This window comes from Nocardioides sp. Root151, from assembly GCF_001427925.1.
Taxonomy (GTDB): domain Bacteria; phylum Actinomycetota; class Actinomycetes; order Propionibacteriales; family Nocardioidaceae; genus Nocardioides.
Window position 1 is genome coordinate 454,613 of the sequence record NZ_LMGG01000001.1, and the last position, 21,245, is coordinate 475,857.

At 69.1% G+C, this 21,245-nt stretch carries 16 protein-coding genes; 6 read left to right on the forward strand and 10 right to left on the reverse strand.

Annotated features, from left to right (window positions below; all coding sequences use genetic code 11):
- Positions 1-39 precede the first annotated feature (39 nt).
- The 5 genes from ASD66_RS02150 to ASD66_RS02170 all read right to left on the reverse strand — a co-directional run bounded on the left by ASD66_RS02150 (position 40) and on the right by ASD66_RS02170 (position 5,041).
- Positions 40-624: an RBBP9/YdeN family alpha/beta hydrolase gene (locus ASD66_RS02150; protein WP_056681499.1), complete on the reverse strand. Its 585-nt coding sequence runs from the start codon at positions 622-624 to the stop codon at positions 40-42.
- Complete coding sequence (locus tag ASD66_RS02155) at positions 621-1,940, reverse strand: MFS transporter (RefSeq protein ID WP_056889902.1); 1,320 nt, start codon at positions 1,938-1,940, stop codon at positions 621-623. The genes ASD66_RS02150 and ASD66_RS02155 overlap by 4 nt, the downstream gene beginning before the upstream one ends.
- A gap of 131 nt (positions 1,941-2,071) precedes the next feature.
- Positions 2,072-3,124, reverse strand: a complete 1,053-nt coding sequence (locus ASD66_RS02160; RefSeq protein ID WP_056889903.1) for a 3-keto-5-aminohexanoate cleavage protein — start codon at positions 3,122-3,124, stop codon at positions 2,072-2,074.
- Between the two features lie 32 nt (positions 3,125-3,156).
- A complete protein-coding gene (locus ASD66_RS02165; protein WP_056681502.1) occupies positions 3,157-4,041 on the reverse strand; it encodes a TauD/TfdA dioxygenase family protein in 885 nt (294 codons plus the stop codon).
- Positions 4,042-4,060: 19 nt separating this feature from the next.
- Entirely contained in the window at positions 4,061-5,041 is a 981-nt protein-coding gene (locus ASD66_RS02170) for a quinone oxidoreductase family protein (protein WP_056681503.1), read from the reverse strand.
- Positions 5,042-5,184: 143 nt separating this feature from the next.
- On the opposite strand from ASD66_RS02170, the gene ASD66_RS02175 reads away from it, so the two are divergent.
- The 3 genes from ASD66_RS02175 to ASD66_RS02185 all read left to right on the forward strand — a co-directional run bounded on the left by ASD66_RS02175 (position 5,185) and on the right by ASD66_RS02185 (position 14,128).
- Positions 5,185-6,177, forward strand: a complete 993-nt coding sequence (locus ASD66_RS02175; RefSeq protein WP_056889904.1) for an AraC family transcriptional regulator — start codon at positions 5,185-5,187, stop codon at positions 6,175-6,177.
- Between the two features lie 83 nt (positions 6,178-6,260).
- Positions 6,261-9,218, forward strand: a complete 2,958-nt coding sequence (locus tag ASD66_RS02180; RefSeq protein ID WP_056889905.1) for an ATP-binding protein — start codon at positions 6,261-6,263, stop codon at positions 9,216-9,218.
- Between the two features lie 272 nt (positions 9,219-9,490).
- On the forward strand, positions 9,491-14,128 hold the full coding sequence (locus ASD66_RS02185; protein ID WP_056889906.1) for a S8 family serine peptidase: 4,638 nt from the start codon (positions 9,491-9,493) through the stop codon (positions 14,126-14,128).
- A gap of 16 nt (positions 14,129-14,144) precedes the next feature.
- On the opposite strand, the gene ASD66_RS02190 is transcribed toward ASD66_RS02185, so the two are convergent.
- The 4 genes from ASD66_RS02190 to ASD66_RS02205 all read right to left on the reverse strand — a co-directional run bounded on the left by ASD66_RS02190 (position 14,145) and on the right by ASD66_RS02205 (position 17,053).
- Entirely contained in the window at positions 14,145-14,360 is a 216-nt protein-coding gene (locus ASD66_RS02190; RefSeq protein WP_056681507.1) for a hypothetical protein, read from the reverse strand.
- Between the two features lie 60 nt (positions 14,361-14,420).
- Entirely contained in the window at positions 14,421-14,792 is a 372-nt protein-coding gene (locus ASD66_RS02195; protein ID WP_056889907.1) for a Crp/Fnr family transcriptional regulator, read from the reverse strand.
- A gap of 13 nt (positions 14,793-14,805) precedes the next feature.
- Positions 14,806-15,915 (reverse strand): fatty acid desaturase family protein, encoded by a 1,110-nt coding sequence (locus ASD66_RS02200; protein ID WP_056889908.1) that lies wholly within the window; start codon positions 15,913-15,915, stop codon positions 14,806-14,808.
- 64 nt (positions 15,916-15,979) lie between these two features.
- Complete coding sequence (locus ASD66_RS02205; RefSeq protein ID WP_056889909.1) at positions 15,980-17,053, reverse strand: ferredoxin reductase; 1,074 nt, start codon at positions 17,051-17,053, stop codon at positions 15,980-15,982.
- A gap of 165 nt (positions 17,054-17,218) precedes the next feature.
- Here ASD66_RS02205 and ASD66_RS02210 point away from each other — a divergent pair, with 165 nt between their 5' ends.
- The gene (locus ASD66_RS02210; protein WP_235529931.1) at positions 17,219-17,875 is read left to right on the forward strand and encodes a TetR family transcriptional regulator; all 657 of its coding nucleotides are present in this window, start codon (positions 17,219-17,221) and stop codon (positions 17,873-17,875) included.
- An 18-nt stretch (positions 17,876-17,893) separates the two neighbouring features.
- Here ASD66_RS02210 and ASD66_RS02215 read toward each other — a convergent pair whose 3' ends face one another.
- Positions 17,894-18,568: a response regulator transcription factor gene (locus ASD66_RS02215; RefSeq protein WP_056889910.1), complete on the reverse strand. Its 675-nt coding sequence runs from the start codon at positions 18,566-18,568 to the stop codon at positions 17,894-17,896.
- A gap of 585 nt (positions 18,569-19,153) precedes the next feature.
- Here ASD66_RS02215 and ASD66_RS02220 point away from each other — a divergent pair.
- Positions 19,154-20,524 carry an ATP-binding protein gene (locus tag ASD66_RS02220; protein ID WP_056889911.1) on the forward strand — a complete coding sequence of 457 codons (1,371 nt, stop codon included), beginning with the start codon at positions 19,154-19,156 and terminating at the stop codon, positions 20,522-20,524.
- The gene (locus ASD66_RS02225; protein ID WP_056681513.1) at positions 20,521-21,204 is read left to right on the forward strand and encodes a LuxR C-terminal-related transcriptional regulator; all 684 of its coding nucleotides are present in this window, start codon (positions 20,521-20,523) and stop codon (positions 21,202-21,204) included. The genes ASD66_RS02220 and ASD66_RS02225 overlap by 4 nt, the downstream gene beginning before the upstream one ends.
- Positions 21,205-21,245: the final 41 nt, after the last annotated feature.

Sequence of the window (21,245 nt, forward strand, 5' to 3'; positions counted from 1 at the left end):
TGAAGGCCGAGGTGACCGCGTGCCAGGTGCCGGGCGACATCAGGCGTTCGCCTGCACCGTCACGCCGAGCGGCTCGAGGAGTACGTCGACCCCGGGCCACTGGCCGTACCCGGAGGCGGGGTTGAGATGGCCCACCGCACCGAGCACGTGGACGTCGCTCCCCCACGCTGCCGCGAGGTCGCGCACCCGGCCCAGGTCGCCGATCGGGTCGTCGGTGCTGGCCGCCACGATGCTCGGGAACGGCAGTCCCTGCAGGGGAATCGGCAGCCACCCGTCCACAGCGAGGTCCTCGATCGCCGGGTGTCCCGGCCCGAGGGGCGAGACCAGGTCGGGCGGCGTGGCGAGCAGGACACCCTGGATCCGACCCACGTGGTCGGCGGCGTGGCGGGCCGCCCAGTGCACCGTGATCAGGGCACCGGCACTGTGCGCCACCAGCACCACCGGTCCCTCGGTGCCACGGATCGTCTCGTCGAGGGCCTCGACGCGCTCGGTGAGGTCGTGCCGTTCGCGACCCAGGAAGGGAACGCAGACGGCGTCGGTCAGTCGCTTGTCGAGGTGGGTCTGCCAGTGGTCCTCGACGTGGTCGCGGAGCCCAGGAACGATGATGACGGTGGGGCGGTTCATGCGCGTACCTCCAGTTCTGCTGCGTGGACACGGGCCAGGCTCGCCGGGTAGTAGGCCCGGCCGACAAGCAGGAGAACGATCGAGAGGGCGCCTGCCACGGGCAGTGCGCGGAAGGCGGTGGCCAGGCCGTACTGGTCGGCCAGCATGCCCATCACGAGCGGGCCGGCCGCGAGGCCGAGCAGGTTGTTGGCCATCGTGAGTGTGCCGAACGCCGTGGCCCGGATCCGCTCGGGCGTGAGGTTGGCGACCATCGCCCCGGCCGGCCCTGCAGTGCCGGAGCAGAAGAAGACACCGAAGCCGAGCAGCACCAGCTGGAGCGTTCCGGCCGGCTGGGCGAAGGCCAGGCCGAGAAGCACCAGGGACACCACGGCGTAGCAGATCGCGGACGTCCACTTGCGGATCGGCACCGTCTTGGCGACCCGGTCGGTGACCGCACCGCAGACGATCATGCCGACGCCCATCACGAGGATGTAGCCGGCCGCGGCGACGGCGGCGCGGTCAGGAGCCAGGTCGTACTCGCGGTTGAGATAGCTCGGCAACCATGCGTACACCGACCCGGCCACGAACAGCTGCGTGCCGCTGCCGAGGTAGGCGAGCACCACCGAAGGCGTGGAGAAGAGCGAGCGGAACCTCGGCCGTGCCGGTGTCGCCGCGGTCGGCGTACTGTCCGGGTGCCGGTGCTGCTCGAGCTTCTCATCGGTTACCAGGAGCCGGTAGAGCGCGACCAGCACGAACCCGAAGATCGCCATCGCGACGAACGCAGAACGCCAACCGAGCCGCTCGGCGACGATGCCGCCCAGGGCGACACCGAGGACGGCGCCGAACAGGCCGCCGGCCATGAAGGAGCCGGTGAGCGCGGAGCGTCGGCGCGCGGGATAGACCGCGATCACGACGGCCAGGCCGACGCTGCCGAACGCGGCCTCCCCCACGCCGACGAAGAGACGGGCCAGCATCATCTGGCCGTAGCCCGCGGCCAGGGCGCAGCCGAGGGTTGCGACGCTCCACAGGGCACCCATGGCGATGATCGCCCGCACCCGGCCGAAGCGGTCACCGATGATCGACAGCGGTACGGCGAGGATGCCGACGGCGAGAGCCACGACGCTGGTGAGGCCGCCGAGCTGGGTGTCGGTGAGACCCCACTCGGCCTTGAGCAACGGGAAGACGGCCGAGAGCACCTGCCGCGACATGTAGTCGGAGAGCAGCAGCCCGAAGGTGAGCAGGAAGACGAGGAACGGGAAGGCCCGTCCGGCGCGGGCCGCCACGGGGGCGGCAGAGGGCTCAGTGATGACGGCGCCCTCGGTGACGTGCAGTGCCATGGAAAACTCCAGGAAAGGTCGATCCGGTCGGCAGGGAACGAGTCCGTCGCTGCCGTCGATGCAGGGCGTGGGGCGCGGCCCGGAGACCGCACCCCACGCAGACGCTGCGGGAGAACGCCGTGCGGATGGGCTCAGGCGTGGAAGGTGAATCCCACCTGGCCGGGCTGGCGGTTGGGCGCGAAACCGAGCTTGGCGAGCGTCTCGTCGACACTGGAGTACTGCTCACCGATCTTGTATGTCTCGCGAGCGTCCTTGCCGGTGGCGATCGGCCGGTCGAGCTCCTGGGCGATGCGCACGAGCTGCTCGACCTGCTGGACCGAGGTCATCTTCTCGCGACGACGACCCCAGATCGTGTCCTCGTTGCCGCACCGCGAGTGCAGCCCGAGGGCGATGGCCATCGCGTTGACGGGGAGCACGCTGCGCATCAGCGTCTCCAGCGTGAGGCAGGCACCGTCCGGGACCCGGCGGATGAAGTCCATCATGTTGTAGGGGTTGGGCCCCTCGAAGCCGCCGCCGATCGCGACCCACGTCAGGTTCAGCGGCCCCATGTAGTGGCCGCGCCGGATCAGTCGCTCGACGGTCTCGAGCTGTGCCGAGGTGGCCAGCTGGAAGTGCGGCTGGATGCCGTTGGCGGTGAGCCGGCGCAGGTGCTCGATGACCCACTCGGGCCCGGCAGGGACGACCATCTCGCGGTAGGCCTCGGCGAGCTCGGGGCGGGCAAGCGACGTGCCACGGGTGTCGTCGTCGGTCATCAGCTCCATGATGTTCATCTGGCTGGTGTTGATGGCGATCGTGACCTGGTCGGGCGCCGGGTCGAGGTCGGCCAGCATGTGTCGGGCGTCGTCCTCGAGCCACTTGGCCGACTGACCGTCGTCCTCGGGGGCGAAGGAGATCGACCCGCCGATCTGGAGGATCATCTCGGGCACGGCCTCACGCAGGCGACCGAGCAGCTCGTTGAACTTCGAGAGCCGCTTGGAGCCCTTCCCGTCGAGCTCGCGGACGTGGATGTGCAGCACCGTGGCGCCGGCGTTCCAGCAGTCGACGGCCTGCTGGACGTGCTGGTCCATGGTCAGCGGCAGGTCCTCCGGGAAGTCGGCCGGCTCCCATTCGGGGCCGTACGGCGCCGCGGTGATGACCAGCTTCTCCTGGTTCTCGGGGAACAGTGAGTCGTCGTGGAAGTACATGGTGGTTCTCCTTTGTGAAGGGTTCGGAAGTGTCAGAAGGTCGGGTCGCCGATGACGCCGGCGCGCTCCATCTTGCGAACGGCGGGCCAGTAGTCCTGGACGGCGTAGTGCTGGGTCGAGCGGTTGTCCCAGATCGCCACGCTGTTGGGGGTCCAGCGCCAGCGCACCTGGTACTCCGGCACGGATGCCTGCCGGATCAGGTAGTTCAGGAGCTCGCCCGCTCCGGGGCTGTAGTCGTGCCCGAAGCGAACCCGCTGGGCGTTGTGGAAGTTCACGAAGTGGGTCGTGAACGCGTTGACGAACAACGTCTGTTCGCCGGTCTCCGGGTGCGTGCGTACGACGGGGTGCTCGGCGTCCGGGAAGCGGTCGCGCAGGGCGCGTCGTTGTTCGGCGGGTAGCGCGGCGCCGAACGTCGACTCGATGCTGTGGCTGGCCCGCAGGTCGGCGATCTGGGTCTTGACGTGATCGGGAAGGCGCCGGTAGGCCTCGACCATGTTCACCCAGATCGTGTCGCCGCCGACGTCGGGCGTCTCGATGCAGCGCAGCACGGCGCCCATCGGCGGCGCCTCACGCCAGGTGGCGTCGCAGTGGAAGGAGTTCTCGTACTGCTCGGCCGGGGAGTCCAGGTCCTTGTAGATCTGCACCAGGCCGGGGTGGTCGGGGTCGGCGCCGACCATCGGGTGGTCCTCGAGCGGCCCGAACCGCTCGGCGAGCGTGACGTGCTCGGCCCGAGTGAGGTCCTGGTCGCGCAGGAAGACCACCTTGTAGCGGAGCAGCAGCTCCTTGATCCGGGCAAACAGCTCGGGGTCGCGCGAGGCATCGGCCAGGCTGACGTTGCGCAGCTCGGCGCCGATGGTGGCGGTGAGGGGGTGGACCTCGATGGCGCCGGTCGTGACGGGTTCGGCGGTGACAGTCATGGGCTTCTCCTTCTGGGTCTCAGGACTCGAGGTCGAAGACGGACGAGCCGATGCTGCGGCCCGACTCGAGGTCGTGGTGGGCCCGGACGGCATCGTCGAGCGAGTAGCGCTGGTTGATCGGGACCTCGATGCGGCCAGAACCGACCAGGTCGAAGAGCTCGTCGGCCAGGGCCGCGCGCTCGTCCTCGTCAGCGATGTAGTCGGCCAGGGCCGGCCGGGTCACGAAGAGCGAGCCCTTGACGGCCAGCTGCATCGCGTTGATCGGCGGAGTCGGGCCGGAGGCGGTGCCGAAGCAGACCAGGAGCCCCCGGCGGCTGAGTGAGTCGATCGACTGCTCGAAGGTGGTGGCGCCGATGCTGTCGTAGACGACCGGCACGCCCTTGCCGTCGGTGAGCTCACGAACGCGGGTGGCGACGTCCTCGCGGGTGTAGACGATGGTGTGCGCACAACCGTGGGCGCGGGCAACCTCCGCCTTCTCGTCGCTGGACACCGAGCCGATCACGTTGATGCCGAGCTCACGCGCCCACTGGCTGAAGATCAGGCCCACTCCCCCGGCGGCGGCGTGAAGCAGCACGGTGTCGCCGGCCTCGAGCGGAGCGATGCGGCGCAGGAGGTACGCCGAGGTGAGTCCGCGCATGGTCATGGCCGCGGCGGTGTCGAAGGCGATGGTGTCGGGGAGCTTGATCAGGGAGTCGACCGGCATGACCCGTTCAGTGCTGTAGGCACCCAGCGGGCTGCCGGTGTAGGTGACCCGGTCTCCCTCCGCGAAGCCGATCACACCGGCGCCGACCGCCTCGATGACGCCGGCGCCCTCGACGCCCATGCCGGCAGGCAGCGGGGCCGGGTAGAGGCCGGTGCGGAAGTAGGTGTCGGCGAAGTTGAGGCCGACCGCGTGGTGGCGGACGCGCACCTCGCCGGGGCCGGGCTCACCGACATCGACGGCCTCCCAGCGCAGCACGGCCGGGCCGCCGGTCTCGTGGAAGCGAATGGCCTTGGCCATGGGGAACTCCTTTGTTGCGTGGTCCGCGGGATCGGCCGCGATGATCTGTGACGCAAGCCACGCTAGGAGCCAGCGCTCGCCAGCGCTTTACGGATCGGGACAGATCACTTATCTTTTCGGGACAGGCGGGAGAGGCAGGTCACATGCACCCGGAGGTCCGCGCCGCGTCGCTGCACGGCTTCACCGACCTCGCGAAGTCGGTCGGGCTGGAGCCGCTCGCACTCATCGACGACGCCGGCCTCGACGTCGCGGACCTGGCCACCCCGGACACCTGGATCCCCGCGCGGGCGGCGGTCGGCCTGCTCCAGTCCGCGGCCCTCGCCTCGGGCCGCGACGACTTCGGGCTGCTGCTCTCCGAGCGGCGCCGGCTCTCGACCCTGGGACCGCTCAGCGTCGTGCTGCGCGAGGAGCCGGACGTCCGCAGCACGCTGGACCTGCTGATGCGCTACGAACGCAACTACAACGAGGCCCTGCACCTCGAGCTCCACGAGTCCGGCGGGCTGGCCAGGCTCCAGATCAGCATCGAGCTGGGTGTGTCCGCGCCGACCGGGCAGGCCGTCGACCTCGGCGTGGCCGCGCTCGTCGGCATCCTGCGGGTCTTCCTCGATGACGACTGGAGCCCGCTCAAGGTGTGCTTCGCGCATCCCGCGCCGGACGACCTGGCCACCCACGAGCGACTGCTCGGTGACCGGCTCCAGTTCGACCACGAGTTCTCCGGCGTGATCCTCACCTCCACCGACCTCGACCGGCGCAACGAGCACTCCGACCCGACCCTGCGGCACTACACCCAGCAGCTGCTCGCCAACCTGCCCCGCGCGCGACCGGAGGGCGCCGTCGAGCGGGTCCGCGAGCTGATCGAGCTGCTGCTGCCCCTGGGCCGCTGCTCGGTCGACCAGGTCGCACGCGGCCTCGACGTCGACCGTCGCACCCTCAACCGCCACCTGGCCGTGCACGGCGAGACCTTCACCTCACTCCTGTACGCCACGCGCGGCCGTCTCGCCGAACGTCACCTCGCCAATCCGCGCCACTCACTGACCGACATCTCGCAGCTGCTGGGCTTCGCGGCACCCAGCGGGTTCTCCCGCTGGTTCCGCGACCAGTACGGCGTCGCACCGCGCGAGTGGCGCGCACAGTGAGGTCAGGACGTCACAGGTGACGGTTCCGGGCGACGAGGTGGCTCACCGCTAGGGTGAGTGAGTCACCAGAGGGGACCCAGGCCATGCCGACATTCTCGGGCCGCACCCACGCGACCGTGGACCATGTTGCCGCGTCCTCGACGTGCGTCGGACGAGACGGCGAGCTCGCCTCAGCCAGCGCCGCACTGTCTACGGGACGCGCACTGATCGTCATCGAGGGTGAGCCGGGAATCGGCAAGTCACGCATGGTCTCCGAGATCCTGGGCGCCGCCGACCTGCGCCCATCCGCCGTGCTGATGCTCGCGGGTCTGCCGATGCCCGACACGTTCCCGCTGGGCTTGCTTGCCGACGGCCTGCGTCGCCATGCCCGACGTCGTGACGACCTCGAGACGGCGCTGGCTGAGCTGTCCCCGCTGGGAGGGTGCCTGCACGCACTGCTTCCCGACTGGTCGTCCACGCTTCCCCCGCCGCTCCGACCGGAGGATGACCCCCGTGCGACTCGACGGCGTCTGCGGGCCGCCCTGGTCGAACTCGTCGGTGTGCTCGGCATCGAAGTCGTCGTCCTAGAAGACGCGCACTGGTCCGACGCCGCGACCCTGGAGTGGCTGCTCCTTCTCGACGGCGCCGACGACGGCCCATCGCTGCTGGTCACCGACCGTCCGAGTGAGGTGCCGGACTCCTCCCCGCTGCTCAGGCTCCGCTCCCGAGGCAACTCTCCCGGCACCTACCTCCGACTCACCCTTCAGGCACTCGACGTGGACGCCGTCGCCCGGCTGACGAGCGCGATGCTGGACGGCGCGGAGATCTCCATCGCCTTTGCGGCGTTCCTGCGGGAGCACACCGACGGCGTACCCCTGGCCGTCGAGGAGTCGATTCGCCTGCTTCGCGAACGACACGACATCGAGCTGCGCGACGGACGCTGGGCCAGGCGTGCCCTGGACGAGATCGGCGTACCACCCTCCGTCCTCGACTCCGTGCGCGAGCGACTCACGCGACTGCCCGAACCGGCCCGCCGACTGCTGGAGGCCGCGGCCGTGCTCGCCGAGGACGCCACCAGCGACACCCTCCACTCCGTCGCACACGGCGACACTTCGACCGGCGCTGATGAGATCGAGTCGATGGCCGCGGCTCTGTCGTCTGGCCTGCTCCGCGAGGTCAGGCCGGATCGGTACGCGTTCCGGCACTCCCTCGACGCGGAGGCGGTTCTCGCCTCGGCCGCCGCACCTCGTGTGCGGGCCCTTCACCGGCGGGCCCTGGAAGCCCTCGCACGCGACGAGGGCGCCTCCGTCGTCCGGCTCGCACACCATGCCAAGGAGGCGGGCGACACCACCCGCTGGCGGGGGTACGCCGAGCAGGCCGCAGACGTGGCCATCGACACCGGAGATGACGAAACCGCGATCCTCACGCTCGTCGCGATCATCGAGTCGACCGATCAGTGGAGCAGCCCCGCTCTGTCGGCCATCATCGGCAAGCTCGACGCGGCCCGAGCGATCGGTGGTGGCACCAGCATCGCCACCGGGTCCCGTGCCGCCGAGGCGTTGCAACGGGTGATCGACCGGCGCGTGCTGGACGGGGCACAGTTGGGCACCGCCATGCTGGTGCGAGCTCGGCTGCTGTGGGTCATCCATCGGGAGCGAGACGCCTATGAGCTCTTCGAAGAGTCCGTTCCCCTCCTGGAGGAGCGTCCTCAGGAGGCCGAGCGAGCCATGGTCAACCTCGCGCTCCCCATGATCGACGAATGGCCCATCGCACGTCATCTGAGCTGGTTGGATCGAGTCGACACACTGTTCGCAACCGAACCGCAGGTCATGCCTGCACTCGAGGGACGCGCCACAGCGCTGCTGATGGCAGGGCACCCTGAGGGCTGGCAGGCACTGGAGACGGTCCTTGGGCAGCCCGGAAGCGATTCGTCACCGAGCCAGATGCTCAACGTCATCGGTGCGACCTTCCCGTGGGGACGACTGCACGAGACCCGACGACTGCTGGAACGTGAGGCGCAGTCGGTGGCCGCGGCCAACCACCCACGACTCGACGACATCTGGCTGCTGAGATCGGTCCAGCTCGACTGGTATTCCGGTGCGTGGGACCAGGCTCGCGTCAGCATTGCTCGTCTGGACGAGAGGACCGACGAGCCCTACCTCGACGATCCCACCGAGACCGCCTATGCCGACGCACTCGACTGCTTCGGCCGCACACCCAACGACGCAGTGAAGCGGCTCGAGGAGGTGGCCGCCCGGCTGGCACGTTCGGAGAGCGTGCTGCCCACCTGCCTCGACCCCGCGTCGACCCTGGCCCACCTCGCGGTCTCCTCCGGCGACTTCGAGACCGCGCTTGCCCACACCCGATCGATGGCGGAGATGGTGACACGCCGCGAGGCCTGGCTGTGGGCGGTCGAGTTCACGGTAAGCCACGTCGACGCACTGCTGGGCAAGGGAGACGTGCCCGCGGCGGTCGAGTTCGTTGACCGGTTCGAGGCAGGCACCTCGGGGCTCGATGCCCCGGCAGCACAGGCCGTGGTCCACGAGTCTCGCGCCGCGCTCGCACTGGCCGCAGGTGAATCACGTGAGGCGATCGCGCTCGCACAGGAGGCGGCCAGGCAGTGGGCGGCGATGCCCCGCCTGCACCGGGAGCTGCTCGCGCTGGAGCGCCTGGGCGCCTGCCTCATTGGAGCCGACCGAGTGCCCGAGGCGGTCGGCGAGCTCGAAGCGGTGCACGAGCGGCTGCGTGAGCTCGGCTCGGTGCATGACGCAGCCAGGGTCGCCCGCACGCTCCGTGCGCACGGTTCCCGCACCGGCCGACCCGAGGCCAACGGTCGACTCGGGTACGGCGACCAGCTCTCGCCCCGCGAGCGCGAGGTGCTGCAACTGGTCGCCCGGGGCATGACCAACAAGGAGGCGGCCGCGGCACTGTTCCTCTCGCCCAAGACAGTCGGGCTCCACCTGGGCTCGGCGATGAGGAAGCTGGGTGTTCACACCCGCACCGCGGCTGCCATCGCGGCCACGCAGGCCGGCCTGATCGAGAGCTCCTCGCCCGACCGGTAGGGCAGCGGCTGCACGAGAAACTGGGCAATCGCCCTATTGCTGGTCGCACCGTCTCTGCGCCAGCGTGAGTCCGTGCCGGAAGAGAAGCCACGTGCCAAGGAGTACGCGGGTGCGCCCGACGACGAGCCGACCGAGCCCGAGTACGAGGCCGATGAACCTTCCAGTGCTCCCCGACCGGAGCCACCCGGCGAGACCCGTTGGTTTCCGCTCTAGTCACTCAACTCACGCATGCCCGAGATCCGAAGCGGGCTCACCCGAGAGGTCACACCCTGATGCATCGTCTCGCGAGAACGAAGGCCGGCCGACTGAGTGCCGTCGGCTCGCTCCTGGCAGCACTGATCGCACTGGTTGCACTGCCGACGGGCGCCTCCTCCGCGTCACCCACCGCCGAAGACAAGGGCCACATCCAGCCCGAACTGCTCGCCGAGTTCGAGAAGGCCGTCGACGAGACGCAGGAGTTCTGGGTCATCCTCGACAGCTCCGCTGACACGTCGAGCGCCTCCGGCGTCGGAGACTGGGACCAGCGCGGGCAAGCGGTCTACGACGCGTTGCGCAGCCACGCCAAGACGTCGCAGGCCGAGGTGATCGCCCAACTGGACGCCGCCGGCGCGACGTACACGTCGTACTGGATCACCAACGCTGTGCACGTGGAAGCGGGGACTTACGCACTGGCCAGCAGCCTGGCGGGCGCCACCGGGGTCGAGACCGTGCGCGCGCCGGTCACCTACGAGCAGGTGGAGCCGATCGACAAGGAACTCACCACGAACAAGATGGGACCCGACGCCGACGCGGCGGTCGAGTGGGGCGTCGCCAACATCAAGGCCGACCAGGTGTGGGACACCTACGGCATTCGCGGCGACGGCATCGTGGTCGGCAGCATCGACACCGGCGTGCAGTACGACCACCCGGCACTCATCCATTCCTACCGCGGCTACCGGGCCGATGGCACGGTCAGTCATGACTACAACTGGCTCGATGTCACGGGGGCATCAACGCTGCCGGTCGACGGCGGCGGCCACGGAACGCACACCATGGGCACCATGACCGGTGACGACGGCGCCGCCAACCGGATCGGGGTCGCCCCCGGCGCCACGTGGATCTCTGCCAACGGCTGCTGTCCTTCAGATGCCGCCCTGCTCGACTCGGCACAGTGGATGCTGGCCCCCACCAAGGTCGACGGAACCCGCCCCGACCCGGCGCAACGACCCAACATCATCAACAACTCCTGGGGCACGAGAACGCCCAGCAACGACCCCTTCATGGAGGACGTCCTGCAGGCGTGGGCAGACTCAGGCATCTTCGGAGTTTGGGCCAACGGCAACATCGGACCCGGCTGCGACACCTCGGGCGCGCCCGGGTCGCGGACCATCAACTACTCGGTCGGCAACTACGACATCAACGACACCATCGCGCCGTCGTCCTCACGCGGATCCGGTCAGGACGGCGAGATCAAGCCGAACATCTCGGCCCCCGGCACCAACGTCAGGTCTGCCTATCCCGGCAGCAGCTACGCGTCCATGACCGGCACCTCGATGGCGGCACCGCACACGGCGGCCGCCGTCGCCCTGCTCTACAACGCCGATCCGTCCCTGATCGGCGACCTGGCTGCGACTCGCGAAGCGCTCGACGGCACTGCCCGCGACACCGCCGACGACCAGTGCGGCGGCACGGCCGACGACAACAACGTCTATGGCGAGGGCCGGCTCGATGCGCTCGCGCTGGTGGAGTCGGCCCTCGAGCAGTCCACCAGCGGATCGCTCACCGGCACCGTCACCGACGCCGAACGACAGGTCCCCGTCACGGGCGCCACGATCACCCTGACCAGTGGCGAGCTCGTGCGCTCGACCCGGCAGGGCGAGAGCGGCGGCTATGCGCTCACGCTCCCGGTCGGCGAGTACACCGTGCGGGTCGCCGCGTTCGGCTACGAGCCGAGCACCACGACCGTCACGGTGACCGACGGGGAGACCACGACGCACGACGTCACCCTGACACCGCTCCCGGGCGGCACGGTCAGCGGTCGCGTGGTAGACCCCGTCACCGGTGCCGGCATTCCCGAGGCGGTGGTCACGCTGGCCGGGGTGCCGTTCGTCGGCACGACCGACGCCACCGGCGCGTTCGCCATCAACAAGGTTCCCGGGCCGAAGAAGTATGTGCTGAGTGTCAACGCCGGCCTCTGTGGCGCCCGCCTGGTCACCAGGTCGGTCGACATGGGCGGCACGGACGCCGTGGTTCCCACGATCGCCATGCCCCGACACCCGCTCGGCGTCCCCTACGGCACGTCGTACGGCTATTCCTGTGTCACGGAGACCAGTGACTGGACTCCCGGCGACACCCTCCTCGAGCTAGCACCGATGGATGCCTCGGGAACGCGCCCCGTGACCGAGGTCGACCTTCCGTTCCCGTTCCGCTTCCACGGACGCGCACTCGACTCGATCGGAGTGCACGCTCCAGGACGAGGACCCGGAACAATGGGAGCGAGCGTCTCGTTCTGCCTCGACGAGCCGCGATGGAACGCGTGGACGCCGGATGCACCCTGTCCTTCGAGCTCCGCACTGACCCTGGACACGAGCCTCATCCCGCTTTCCCCGGAGAACGGTGGAGGACAGGTGTTCACGGCAGTGAAGGGAACAGCCCCGAACCGGACCTTCACCATCGAGTGGCGCGACTACACCTACTTCGGCACGGACGCAGACTTCGACCTCGGGCTCACGTTGCACGAGAACGGCGACATCGTCATTGCCGGCCATGACATCGACCCCGATTCACTGTTCGATCGGGCCGGAGCCGCCGGGCGCCCTCTGGTCAGCTCATCGATCGGTGGCCCGGCCCTGATGCATTGCTGCACCTGGGACCAGCTCCACGCGGTCGGCAACGAGAGCGGGGGCTGGCCGTGGCGGTCCGACGCCACGCAGGTGCGCATCGACCTGCCCGACGCGGGCACCGTTGCCGGCGTCGTGACCGATGCCGCCACCGGTGACCCAATCGCCGACGCCGTCGTCCAAGTACGGGCGCCCGACGGTGCCGTGCAGTGGCAGGTTCACACCGACGGGGCCGGCCGATACAAGACGGAGATCTTCACAGGGCACGGCTACACCGTGGCGGCGTACAAGCCCCGGACCTACGGACGCGGGACTCCCGTCGACGTGAGGATCGGTGCACCCGGGGCCACCGCTCACGCAGACTTCAACCTGGCCGGGGCGAAGCCGACAGTGACACTGGACGCCGACACTTCCGGACAGACCGCCACCCTGCGCAACAACGGCGACAAGGCCTACGAGTGGACGGCGGCACTCGACGTACCCGTGGCCTCACCCGCGGAAGCCGGATCACTGACCAAGGTGACCGATCTCAACGCGACGAAGGCACCCGTTGCGGTCGAGGAGGGCGGTGGGTCCTGGTGGGTGGCCCAGGCTCATCTGGTCGCCGCCAACCCCCAGCACGAGATCCGCGAATACACAACGGACGGCGACCCGACCGGCACCGTGATCGCTATGTCGGCAATTGCGAACGAGATCGGTGTGGACCCGTCGTGGCTCATCCCCTACGACCTGGTCTACGTCGACGCCACGAACGAGGTCTGCTTCATCGTCGCTGGTGACTCCGGTGCCGGAGGGTTCGACGCAACTCAGCCCTTCAACGACATCGTCTGCGCCGACGCCCGCGATGGAGGCTACTCGCGCGTGATACGTACCGACATTCCCGACTTCCACCTCGCCTGGGGACTTGCCTATGACGAGACCCACGATCGACTGTTCCTGCAGCACTGGCACAAGGACGACGACCGTTTCGCCAGCGGAGAGGCTCTCGGAATTCGACTGACCACGATGGCCGGGCCCAACAGCCCTCAGGCGGGCACCCAACTCACCTCGTGCACTCTCTACGGCGTGCAAGGCCTGGGCATGGCATATCAGCCCGGTTCGGACAGCATGTGGAAGATGGAGCGCTCGGGCTCTCGAACGCCGATACTCTCGCAGATCGATCCGACCACGTGCACCGAGACCGGGTGGCGCCGTGCAGACAATCCGCCAGCAGGTCTGCCGCGAGGCACTGACATCCGCCCGGACGGCACCCTGCTCGCGGCGTCGCTCACTGGCGACATCCTCGAGTTCGCCACCGGCGATGACGACGTCCCCTCGCTGCCGTGGCTGAAGCTCTCGCAGAACCGCGGGACGATCGCGCCGGGCGGCTCGGCCGCGATCGAGGTCAGGGTCGACGAGGAGAAGATCCCCGACGGCGTCGATCACGTCGACCTGGTGCTCAGCGGCAACGGCGGCGAGCAGAGCAAGATCCGGGTGCCGATCAGGCTCCGGGAGAGTCAGCAGACCGACACGACGCTCTCGCTGAGCGCGACACCCACCCAGGTGAAGGTCGGAGGCTCGACGAAGGTGAAGGTCAAGGTCAACACCACCTCGGGCGTCACCCCGACCGGACAGGTGACAGTGACGCCTCCGGGAGGCAGGACAGTGCGCGCCAACCTCGTCGACGGGACAGCCGTGCTCACCGTCGGGCCCTTCACCTCTGCGGGCCGGATCGCGCTGACGGCTCGCTACGCCGGCGACGCGTGGAACCGGGCGTCGTCACGGTCCCTGTCCCTCACGGTGGTCGCGAAACCGAGACTGCGTCTGACCACGCGGGTCGTGACTCTGAAGCGCGCCTCGGCCTACGTGGGCCTGCGATGTGCCGGCACCGCCGGCACGTGTGCCGGCACCCTGGTGATCAAGAAGGGCGGCAACCCCGTGGCCCGTGGCTCGGTGTCATTGAGGGCAGGCACGGCGCGAACGGTGAAGCTGCCGTTGAACGCACGGGGCAGGGCGCTGCTGCGCAAGGGACGCAGGGTCACCGCCGTGCTGGTGGTGCCGAGCCCTTCCGGCACCAGCCAGGTCAGCATCACCCTGAAACCCGTGCGCTGACCGACCGGCCGCAAGGTCAGGCGTGGGGCTCGTGCTCCTCGCCGGCCTTGCGGGCGGCGTCACGGATCTCGAAGAGCTCGGTGGCCAGGCCGCCCAGGGCCTTGCCGACGTCGCGGACTGCACCGACCACGACGCCGCCGACGTGGCCGACCGTCGACACGGTGGCCTCGAAGCCGTCCTGGATGGCGTCCTTGCGGATCTCGTTGCGGCTGATGTGGTCGTGATTGCTCATGATGACTCCAGTGTCACGGACGACGGGCGAACCGACAACCACACAGGCAAGGGGCGTTCGTCACGCCGGCGCCAGACGCCCCGATGCCGTCTGCGCCAGGACCTCGCGGAACGCGGGGATCTGCTCGCTCAGCCGCTCGACGGCCTCGGCCGTGAAGTGGACGACCTCGAGCGGTGTCGCGGCGACAACGGTCGCCGTACGCAGCTTGTGGTTGACGATCGCCATCTCACCGACCACGTCGCCGGGCCCGAGGCGGGCGACCTCGACGTGGTCGCGCTGGATAGACACCTCGCCGGCCACGATCAGGTAGGCCTTGTCGGCCGGTGTCCGCTCCCAGATCAGGGACCAACCCTGCGGGACGGTCAGGCGGGTGCCCTCGGCGTGCATGCGGCGCAGCTCGCGCGGGGTCAGGCTGTCTGCGATGTGGGTCATGGTGACTCCTTCGTCAGGCGGCGACGGGGTCGCCGACGCTGACCTTGGTCGAGGTGGAGGTGGAGGCGGCGTCCGCCTTCTTCGGCGGGAGCGCCATCTTGAAGATCTTCTTCGCGACGCTGCCGAGCTGCTTGTGCAGCGGGCCGGTGTTGTACTGCAGCCCGTAGCGCTGGCAGATCTCGCGCACCTCCTCGGCGATCTGCGGGTAGCGGCGCGCCGGCAGATCCGGGAAGAGGTGGTGCTCGATCTGGTGCGACAGGTTGCCGGAGAGCAGGTGCATCAGCTTGCTGCCACTGATGTTGGCCGAGCCGAGCAGTTGCCGGTAGTACCAGTGGCCACGGCTCTCGTTCTCGCACTCCTCCTCGGAGAAGGTCGCGACGCCGGCCGGGAAGTGGCCGCAGAAGATGATGTTGAAGGTCCAGATGTTGCGGACCAGGTTGGCGGTCGCGTTCCCGGCCAGCGTCAACGGGAACAGCGGGCCGGTCAGCGCCGGGAACAGCACGTAGTCCTTGAGCGTCTGGCGCTTGATCTTGCGCAGGATGCCGGCGCGCAGCGCCTTGTTCTCCTCCCAGGTGCGCTTGCCCTTGACCATGTTCTCGACCTCGAGGTCGTGCAGGGCCACGCCCCACTCGAAGAACACCATCAGCAGGAACGCGTAGACCGGGTTGCCGAGGTAGTAGGGGTGCCACTCCTGGTCCTCGTCCATGCGCAGGATCCCGTAGCCGATGTCGCGGTCCTTGCCGAGGATGTTCGTGTACGTGTGGTGGATGTAGTTGTGCCCGTACTTCCAGTTCTCACTGGGGGCCATCGTGTCCCACTCGTACATCCGCGAGTTCAGGCCGGGATCGCCCATCCAGTCGTACTGCCCGTGCATGACGTTGTGGCCGATCTCCATGTTGTCGAGGATCTTGGAGATCGACAACGAGGCGACGGCAAGGGGCCAGGCGGGCGGCAGGTAGAAGAGTGCGCGACCGGCGACCTCGAAGGCGCGCTGCGCCTTGACCACGTTGCGGATGTAGGTCGCGTCCTCCTCGCCGAGCTCGGACATGACCCGCTGGCGGATCGCGTCCATCTCCTTGCCGAACTCGTCGAGCTGGTCATCGGTCAGGGTGGTGCTGTTCATGGGCTTCCTTTCGGTCATGGTCTCGAGACGGTCGCTGCGCGACCTCCTCGACCAACGGGGAGTGTCAGAGGTCGACCGCGCAGTCGCCCTGGGGCGAGCTCACGCAGATCCTGATGTCTTCGTCGGGAAGGGACGACGTCTCACCGGTCAGCACGTTGGTGACCGTCCCCTCCTTCTTGGTCGCGGTGCAGGAGAAGCAGATGCCCATGCGGCAGCCGAACTCCGGCTTCAGGCCCGCGGCCTCGGCCTGCTCGAGCAGGGTGGCTCCGGTGTTGGCCGCCGTACTGCCGGCGCGGGTGAAGGTGACGTCGCCCTCGGCCGCCCCGGTGCTGACGACCGGCGCCTTGAAGTACTCCACCTGCAACGCGTCCGAGTCCGCGTACGCCTTCTGGACGGCGTCGATGAGCGGCGCCGGTCCGCAGGCCCAGGTGGGCACGTCGCGGTAGCCGGGCACGAGGCGCTCGAGCCACGCCGGGCTCAACGCCGGGTCGCCGAGCTCGGGGTGCAGCAGGTGGACGTCGATGCCGTAGCCGGAGCGGGCGATCTCGGCCAGCTCGTCGGCGAAGATCTGGTGCTCGGGCGACTGCGCGTAGTGCACGAAGGTGACCCGGCCGCGGTGGGTGCGGCGCTGCAGGCTGCGCAGCATCGACATCACCGGCGTGATGCCCGAGCCGCCGGAGATGAACAGCACGTGGTCGGGCACCAGGTCGGGAAGGGTGAACTCACCCTGTGCCTGCGAGAGGTGCACCATCGTGCCGACCTCGGCCTCGACGAGGTGCCGCGAGACCAGGCCGTCGGGGTTGGCGCGCATGGTGACGGTGAAGCGGTCACCCTGGCGGGAGTCCGGGCTCGAGACCGTGAAGACCCGCGTCGTACGACGCGCGCCGTCGATCTCGACACCCAGCTGCACGTGCTGGCCGGCGCGGTGACCCTGCCACGTGGACGTGGGCTGCAGCGTGATGGTGGCGACCGGCGGGTGGCCGGCGACGTCGACCTCGCGGTGCACGTCGACGATGCGGGCACGCACCTCGCGGGCGGCCCACATCGGGTTGACCAGCTCGAGGTAGCGATCCACGCCGTGCGGGGACGCCAGGGCCTCGAGGGCCCGGGAAGCGAGAAGGTTCTGGACGATGCTCATCACGAGCTCCGATTCGGTATGACTTTCAGTGAACATCCGTACACTGAAACAGTACCCAAAGACTCCCCGGCAGCGTCAAGCCCGCTCCGTGTGAGCGTGAACACCTCGCACACGTGTTCACCGACAAGTGGTCGCAGTGTTCACCGAACGGCTACACTGCGCAGCGTGACGAGCAAGGTGGCCGCCGTACCCGACAAGCCCGAGAGCCGGCAGGAGCGCAAGGAGCGCACCCGGCGGGCGATCCTCGACGCTGCCCTGGAGATGCTCGCCGACGAGGGCTTCGGGTCACTCTCCCTGCGCGCACTCACCAAGGCCGCCGGCATCGTGCCGACCGCCTTCTACCGCCACTTCTCCACGCTCGACGAGCTCGGCCTGGCGCTGCTCGACGAGTCCTTCATGACCCTGCGCGGCCTGATCCGCGAGGTGCGTGGCGGCGACCCGGCTCCCGAGACGCTCATCGACCGCTCGGTCGACGTGTTGTCCGTGCAGCTCGAGGAGCACAAGGCCCACTTCCGGTTCATCGGCCGGGAGCGGCAAGGCGGCAACGCCGTCCTGCGGGACGCGATCCGGCACGAGCTCAGCCTCTTCGAGCGCGAGCTGGCCACCGACCTGGCCCGCATGCCCGGCCTCGAGCGCTGGGGGGCCGCCGACCTGCACGTGCTGGCCAGCCTGTTCGTCGACCTGATGGTCGCCGCGGCCGGAGAGCTGGTCGGCCCCGCCGCGGACCACCCGGCCACCCGCAAGGAGCTGGTCGACAACCTGCGCAACCAGGCCCGCATGATCGTGGTCGGCGCGGCCGGCTGGGAACCCCTCGACCGCTGAGCCTCGAATCGGGCCGGCTCACTCGTCGTCGTGGACGGCCAGGGCGAACTCCCGCATCTGCCGGTACGCCGCCACGGCTGCGAGCTGGGAGCTGACCTCGAGCTTGCGCAGGATCGACTTGACCTGGCTGCGCACGGTTCCCTCGGAGACGTTCGCCCCCTGCGCGATGAGCTTGACCGTCAACCCGTCGTGCAACATGGCCAGCACCGCCATCTCACGCGGGGTCAGGGAACCCATCAACCCGGCGACCCTGCGCGACTGGACACTCTCCTCGTGCCAGGCCTCGAGCGCGCGGACGCGGACCTCGTCGGCCATCACCGGCCGGCCGGCCGCCTCCTGGGTCAGCGCGCCGGCCAGGGTGTCGAGGTTGGTGGTCATCGGCAGCACCGCCGACACGCCGGCCTCGAAGAGGGCTCCCCACGCCGCGGTGTCCCTGGACCTGGTCAGCAGGAGCCAGCGGACCCGCACCGACGACACGGTGGCCACCGCGTCGCGCAGCAGCGAACGGTCCTCGAGCTCGCACAGGAGGAGCCCGACCGCGGGACCGAAGCGGGAGACCCGCATGGTGAAGTCCCGGTGGCCGCCGCGTCCGGACGGAGGGGCCAGGCTCACCGCCTCGAAGCCGCGACTGGCCAACGCCATCCGCACGGCCTCGCTGACCAGACTGTGGTCGGAGACGACGATCAGGCGCACGACTGTCCCACCTGGCCGTTGACGCGGCACGACCGGCCCACCGGGTCCTCGGGAGAGCATTCTCGGAGCGTAGGACGCCCCACGACCACCACGTGGCCGTACGCCGCAACTTCGCCAATCTTGATGAGTCAGGTGCGCCGAGGCACTGCCCCACATTTGGTGATGCTCATGACCGGTCCCGAGCCCGAAGGTTGAGGGACCCCAAGATCTGGCCTCACCAGTCGCGTGGACCCGGACCGGTACACACCCCCCGCCCGCGTTCAGGACTTCCTTGCGACTGGTGAGTCCCTTGGGATCAAAGTTGCGAGATCTGGGCCAGTCGCTTGGGCGAACGTCCCCAATTTGTGGTAGGCACTCCCATTCGCCGGACAGGGCGGGCCCACCGGTCCTACATTCAACGACATGGTGGGGTGGACCTCCCTGCAGGCGTCCTCACACGTGCCACCACGGGACTCGGCCAAGGACTCATCGTCCTTGATACCGAAGGGTGGGCGCGGGGGCGCCGGCAGGACAATGGAACGATTTCATGACCGACCGCGGACCCAGTTCGGCTGGGAATGGCGGAGGTCGATCACGACTGCCCTGTTGCTGGCGTTGCCCCCGATCCTGGCGGTTGCGCTGGTCACCGAGGGCCAGCCTCGACTGTTGACCGCGGGGGCGGTCGCAACCCTCGACTTCCATCTGGTGCTGGCCGCCGGCGCCTTCCTGCTGTACTCCCGCTGGCGCATGACCGGCGACCCGACCAGCGGCTGGCTCTCGTCCGTGCTGGTCACCCTGTTCCTCAGCGGTGTGGCGTTCGCGATCGTCGACATGACCAACGTCGCGGAGCGCTCGGGCAGCACGGGTGACCTGATGGGCGCACTGTTGGCCACGCCGGTGATCGCAGGCCTCGTCCTGGCCACTCGTGGCGCGGAGCTGCCCGAGCGCCTGCACCCACTCGGACTGGGCATCACTGCGGGACTCGTCCTGCTCGCCGGGCGCCTGCTCTACACCTGGCTCGTGGACGAGCCCTTGGTGGCCCTGCCCCAGCCTGCCGCGGCGGTCGCCGCCGTCATTCTCGGAGCCGGCCTGGTGGTCGTCCTGGGGGCGTGGCACCGGTCGAGGAGGCCGAGGCCGGAGGTTTCCACGCGCAGCCTCGTGGTGATCGAGGCTGCCGTCGTCACGTCCCTGTTGCTCGGGTCGGTCGGCACCACCGGAGGCACCCTGAGGTCGTGGACCGCGGTCGTCGTACTCATGGGGCTGTCGGTCCAGTTGGCACTCACGACCGCCACGATCCTCCTCCGCGCGCTGGCCGAGCAGGGTCCTGCCCAGCCGGTCGTGTCCGAGGACCAGCGGCACCAGGAGGAGCTGTTCCACGAGCTCCGGTCGACGGTCGCCGACATCAGCACCGCCTCGCAGATCCTGCTGGGCAGCGACGACCGGCTGAGCCCGTCCAGCAGGCACCGGCTCGAGCTGGGCCTCGCCTCGGAGGTGGCCCGCCTCCAGCGCCTGCTGAGCAACCCCGGTCCCCTGGAGACCAGTGCGGTCTCGCTCGACCAGGTGATCACCCCACTGGTGGCCACCCAGAGGGTCGCCGGGCACGAGATCCGCTGGGAGGCGACGGGTCATCACGTCCGTGGGCGGCAGGACGACATCAGCGAGATCGTCCACATCCTCCTGCACAACTCACTTCGCCACGCGCCCGGATCGGCGGTCACCCTGACCGTCGGACGCCGCGATGACGTGGTCGAGCTCCGGGTCTCGGACGCCGGACCTGGTATTCCGGCGGCCATGCGCGACTCCTTGTTCCAGCGAGGCGTACGCAGCAGGACGTCGCCAGGTAGTGGACTCGGGCTCTACCTCGCACGCCGCCTCGCGGAACAGCAGGGCGGCAACCTGCAACTTCGACACAACGACGGCGCGCGGGGTGCCTCCTTCGTGGTCACCCTGCCCCACTTCCGAGGAGAAGACTCTTGATCATCACCAGAACCGGGACCCGAGTCGCAGTGGTCGAGGACCATTCGCTGTTCGCCGAGTCCCTCGAGATCGCCCTCGACATGGAGGGTCACGACGTACGCCGGATCATCCTCTCCGAGGGAGGCCGGTCGGTGAGCACGTTGCTCCCAGCCATCATGCGTGCGCACCCGCGCGTCGTCCTGCTGGACCTCGACCTCGGCTCGTACGGCAACGGGGTGCGCCTGATCGAGCCGCTGACCAAGGCCGGCGTCAACGTCGTCGTGGTGACCGCAAGCATCGACCGCGGTCGCTGGGGCGAGTGCCTGCGCTACGGGGCACGGCAGGTGCTCGCGAAGAGCTCACCGCTCAACGACATCCTGGCCACGATCCGCCGGCTCAACGAGGGCCTGCCGGTGATCAGCCGCGACGAACGCGAGGAGCTGCTGGGCCACTGGCACAAGCAGCGCCAGGAGGTCCAGGTCATGCGGACCCGCCTCGAGCACCTGACCCACCGGGAGAGCCAGGTCCTCGGACACCTGATGGACGGACGCGCCGTGCGCGAGATCGCCCGCATCAGTGTGGTCTCCGAGGCGACCGTGCGCACCCAGGTGAAGTCGATCCTGTCCAAGCTCGAGGTCTCCTCGCAGCTCGCCGCGGTCGGCCTGGCCCACCACGTCGGTTGGCAGCCGGCCGTCGGCTGATCGCGAATCGCGTTCCCCACAACGCGATTCACCAACGTTGG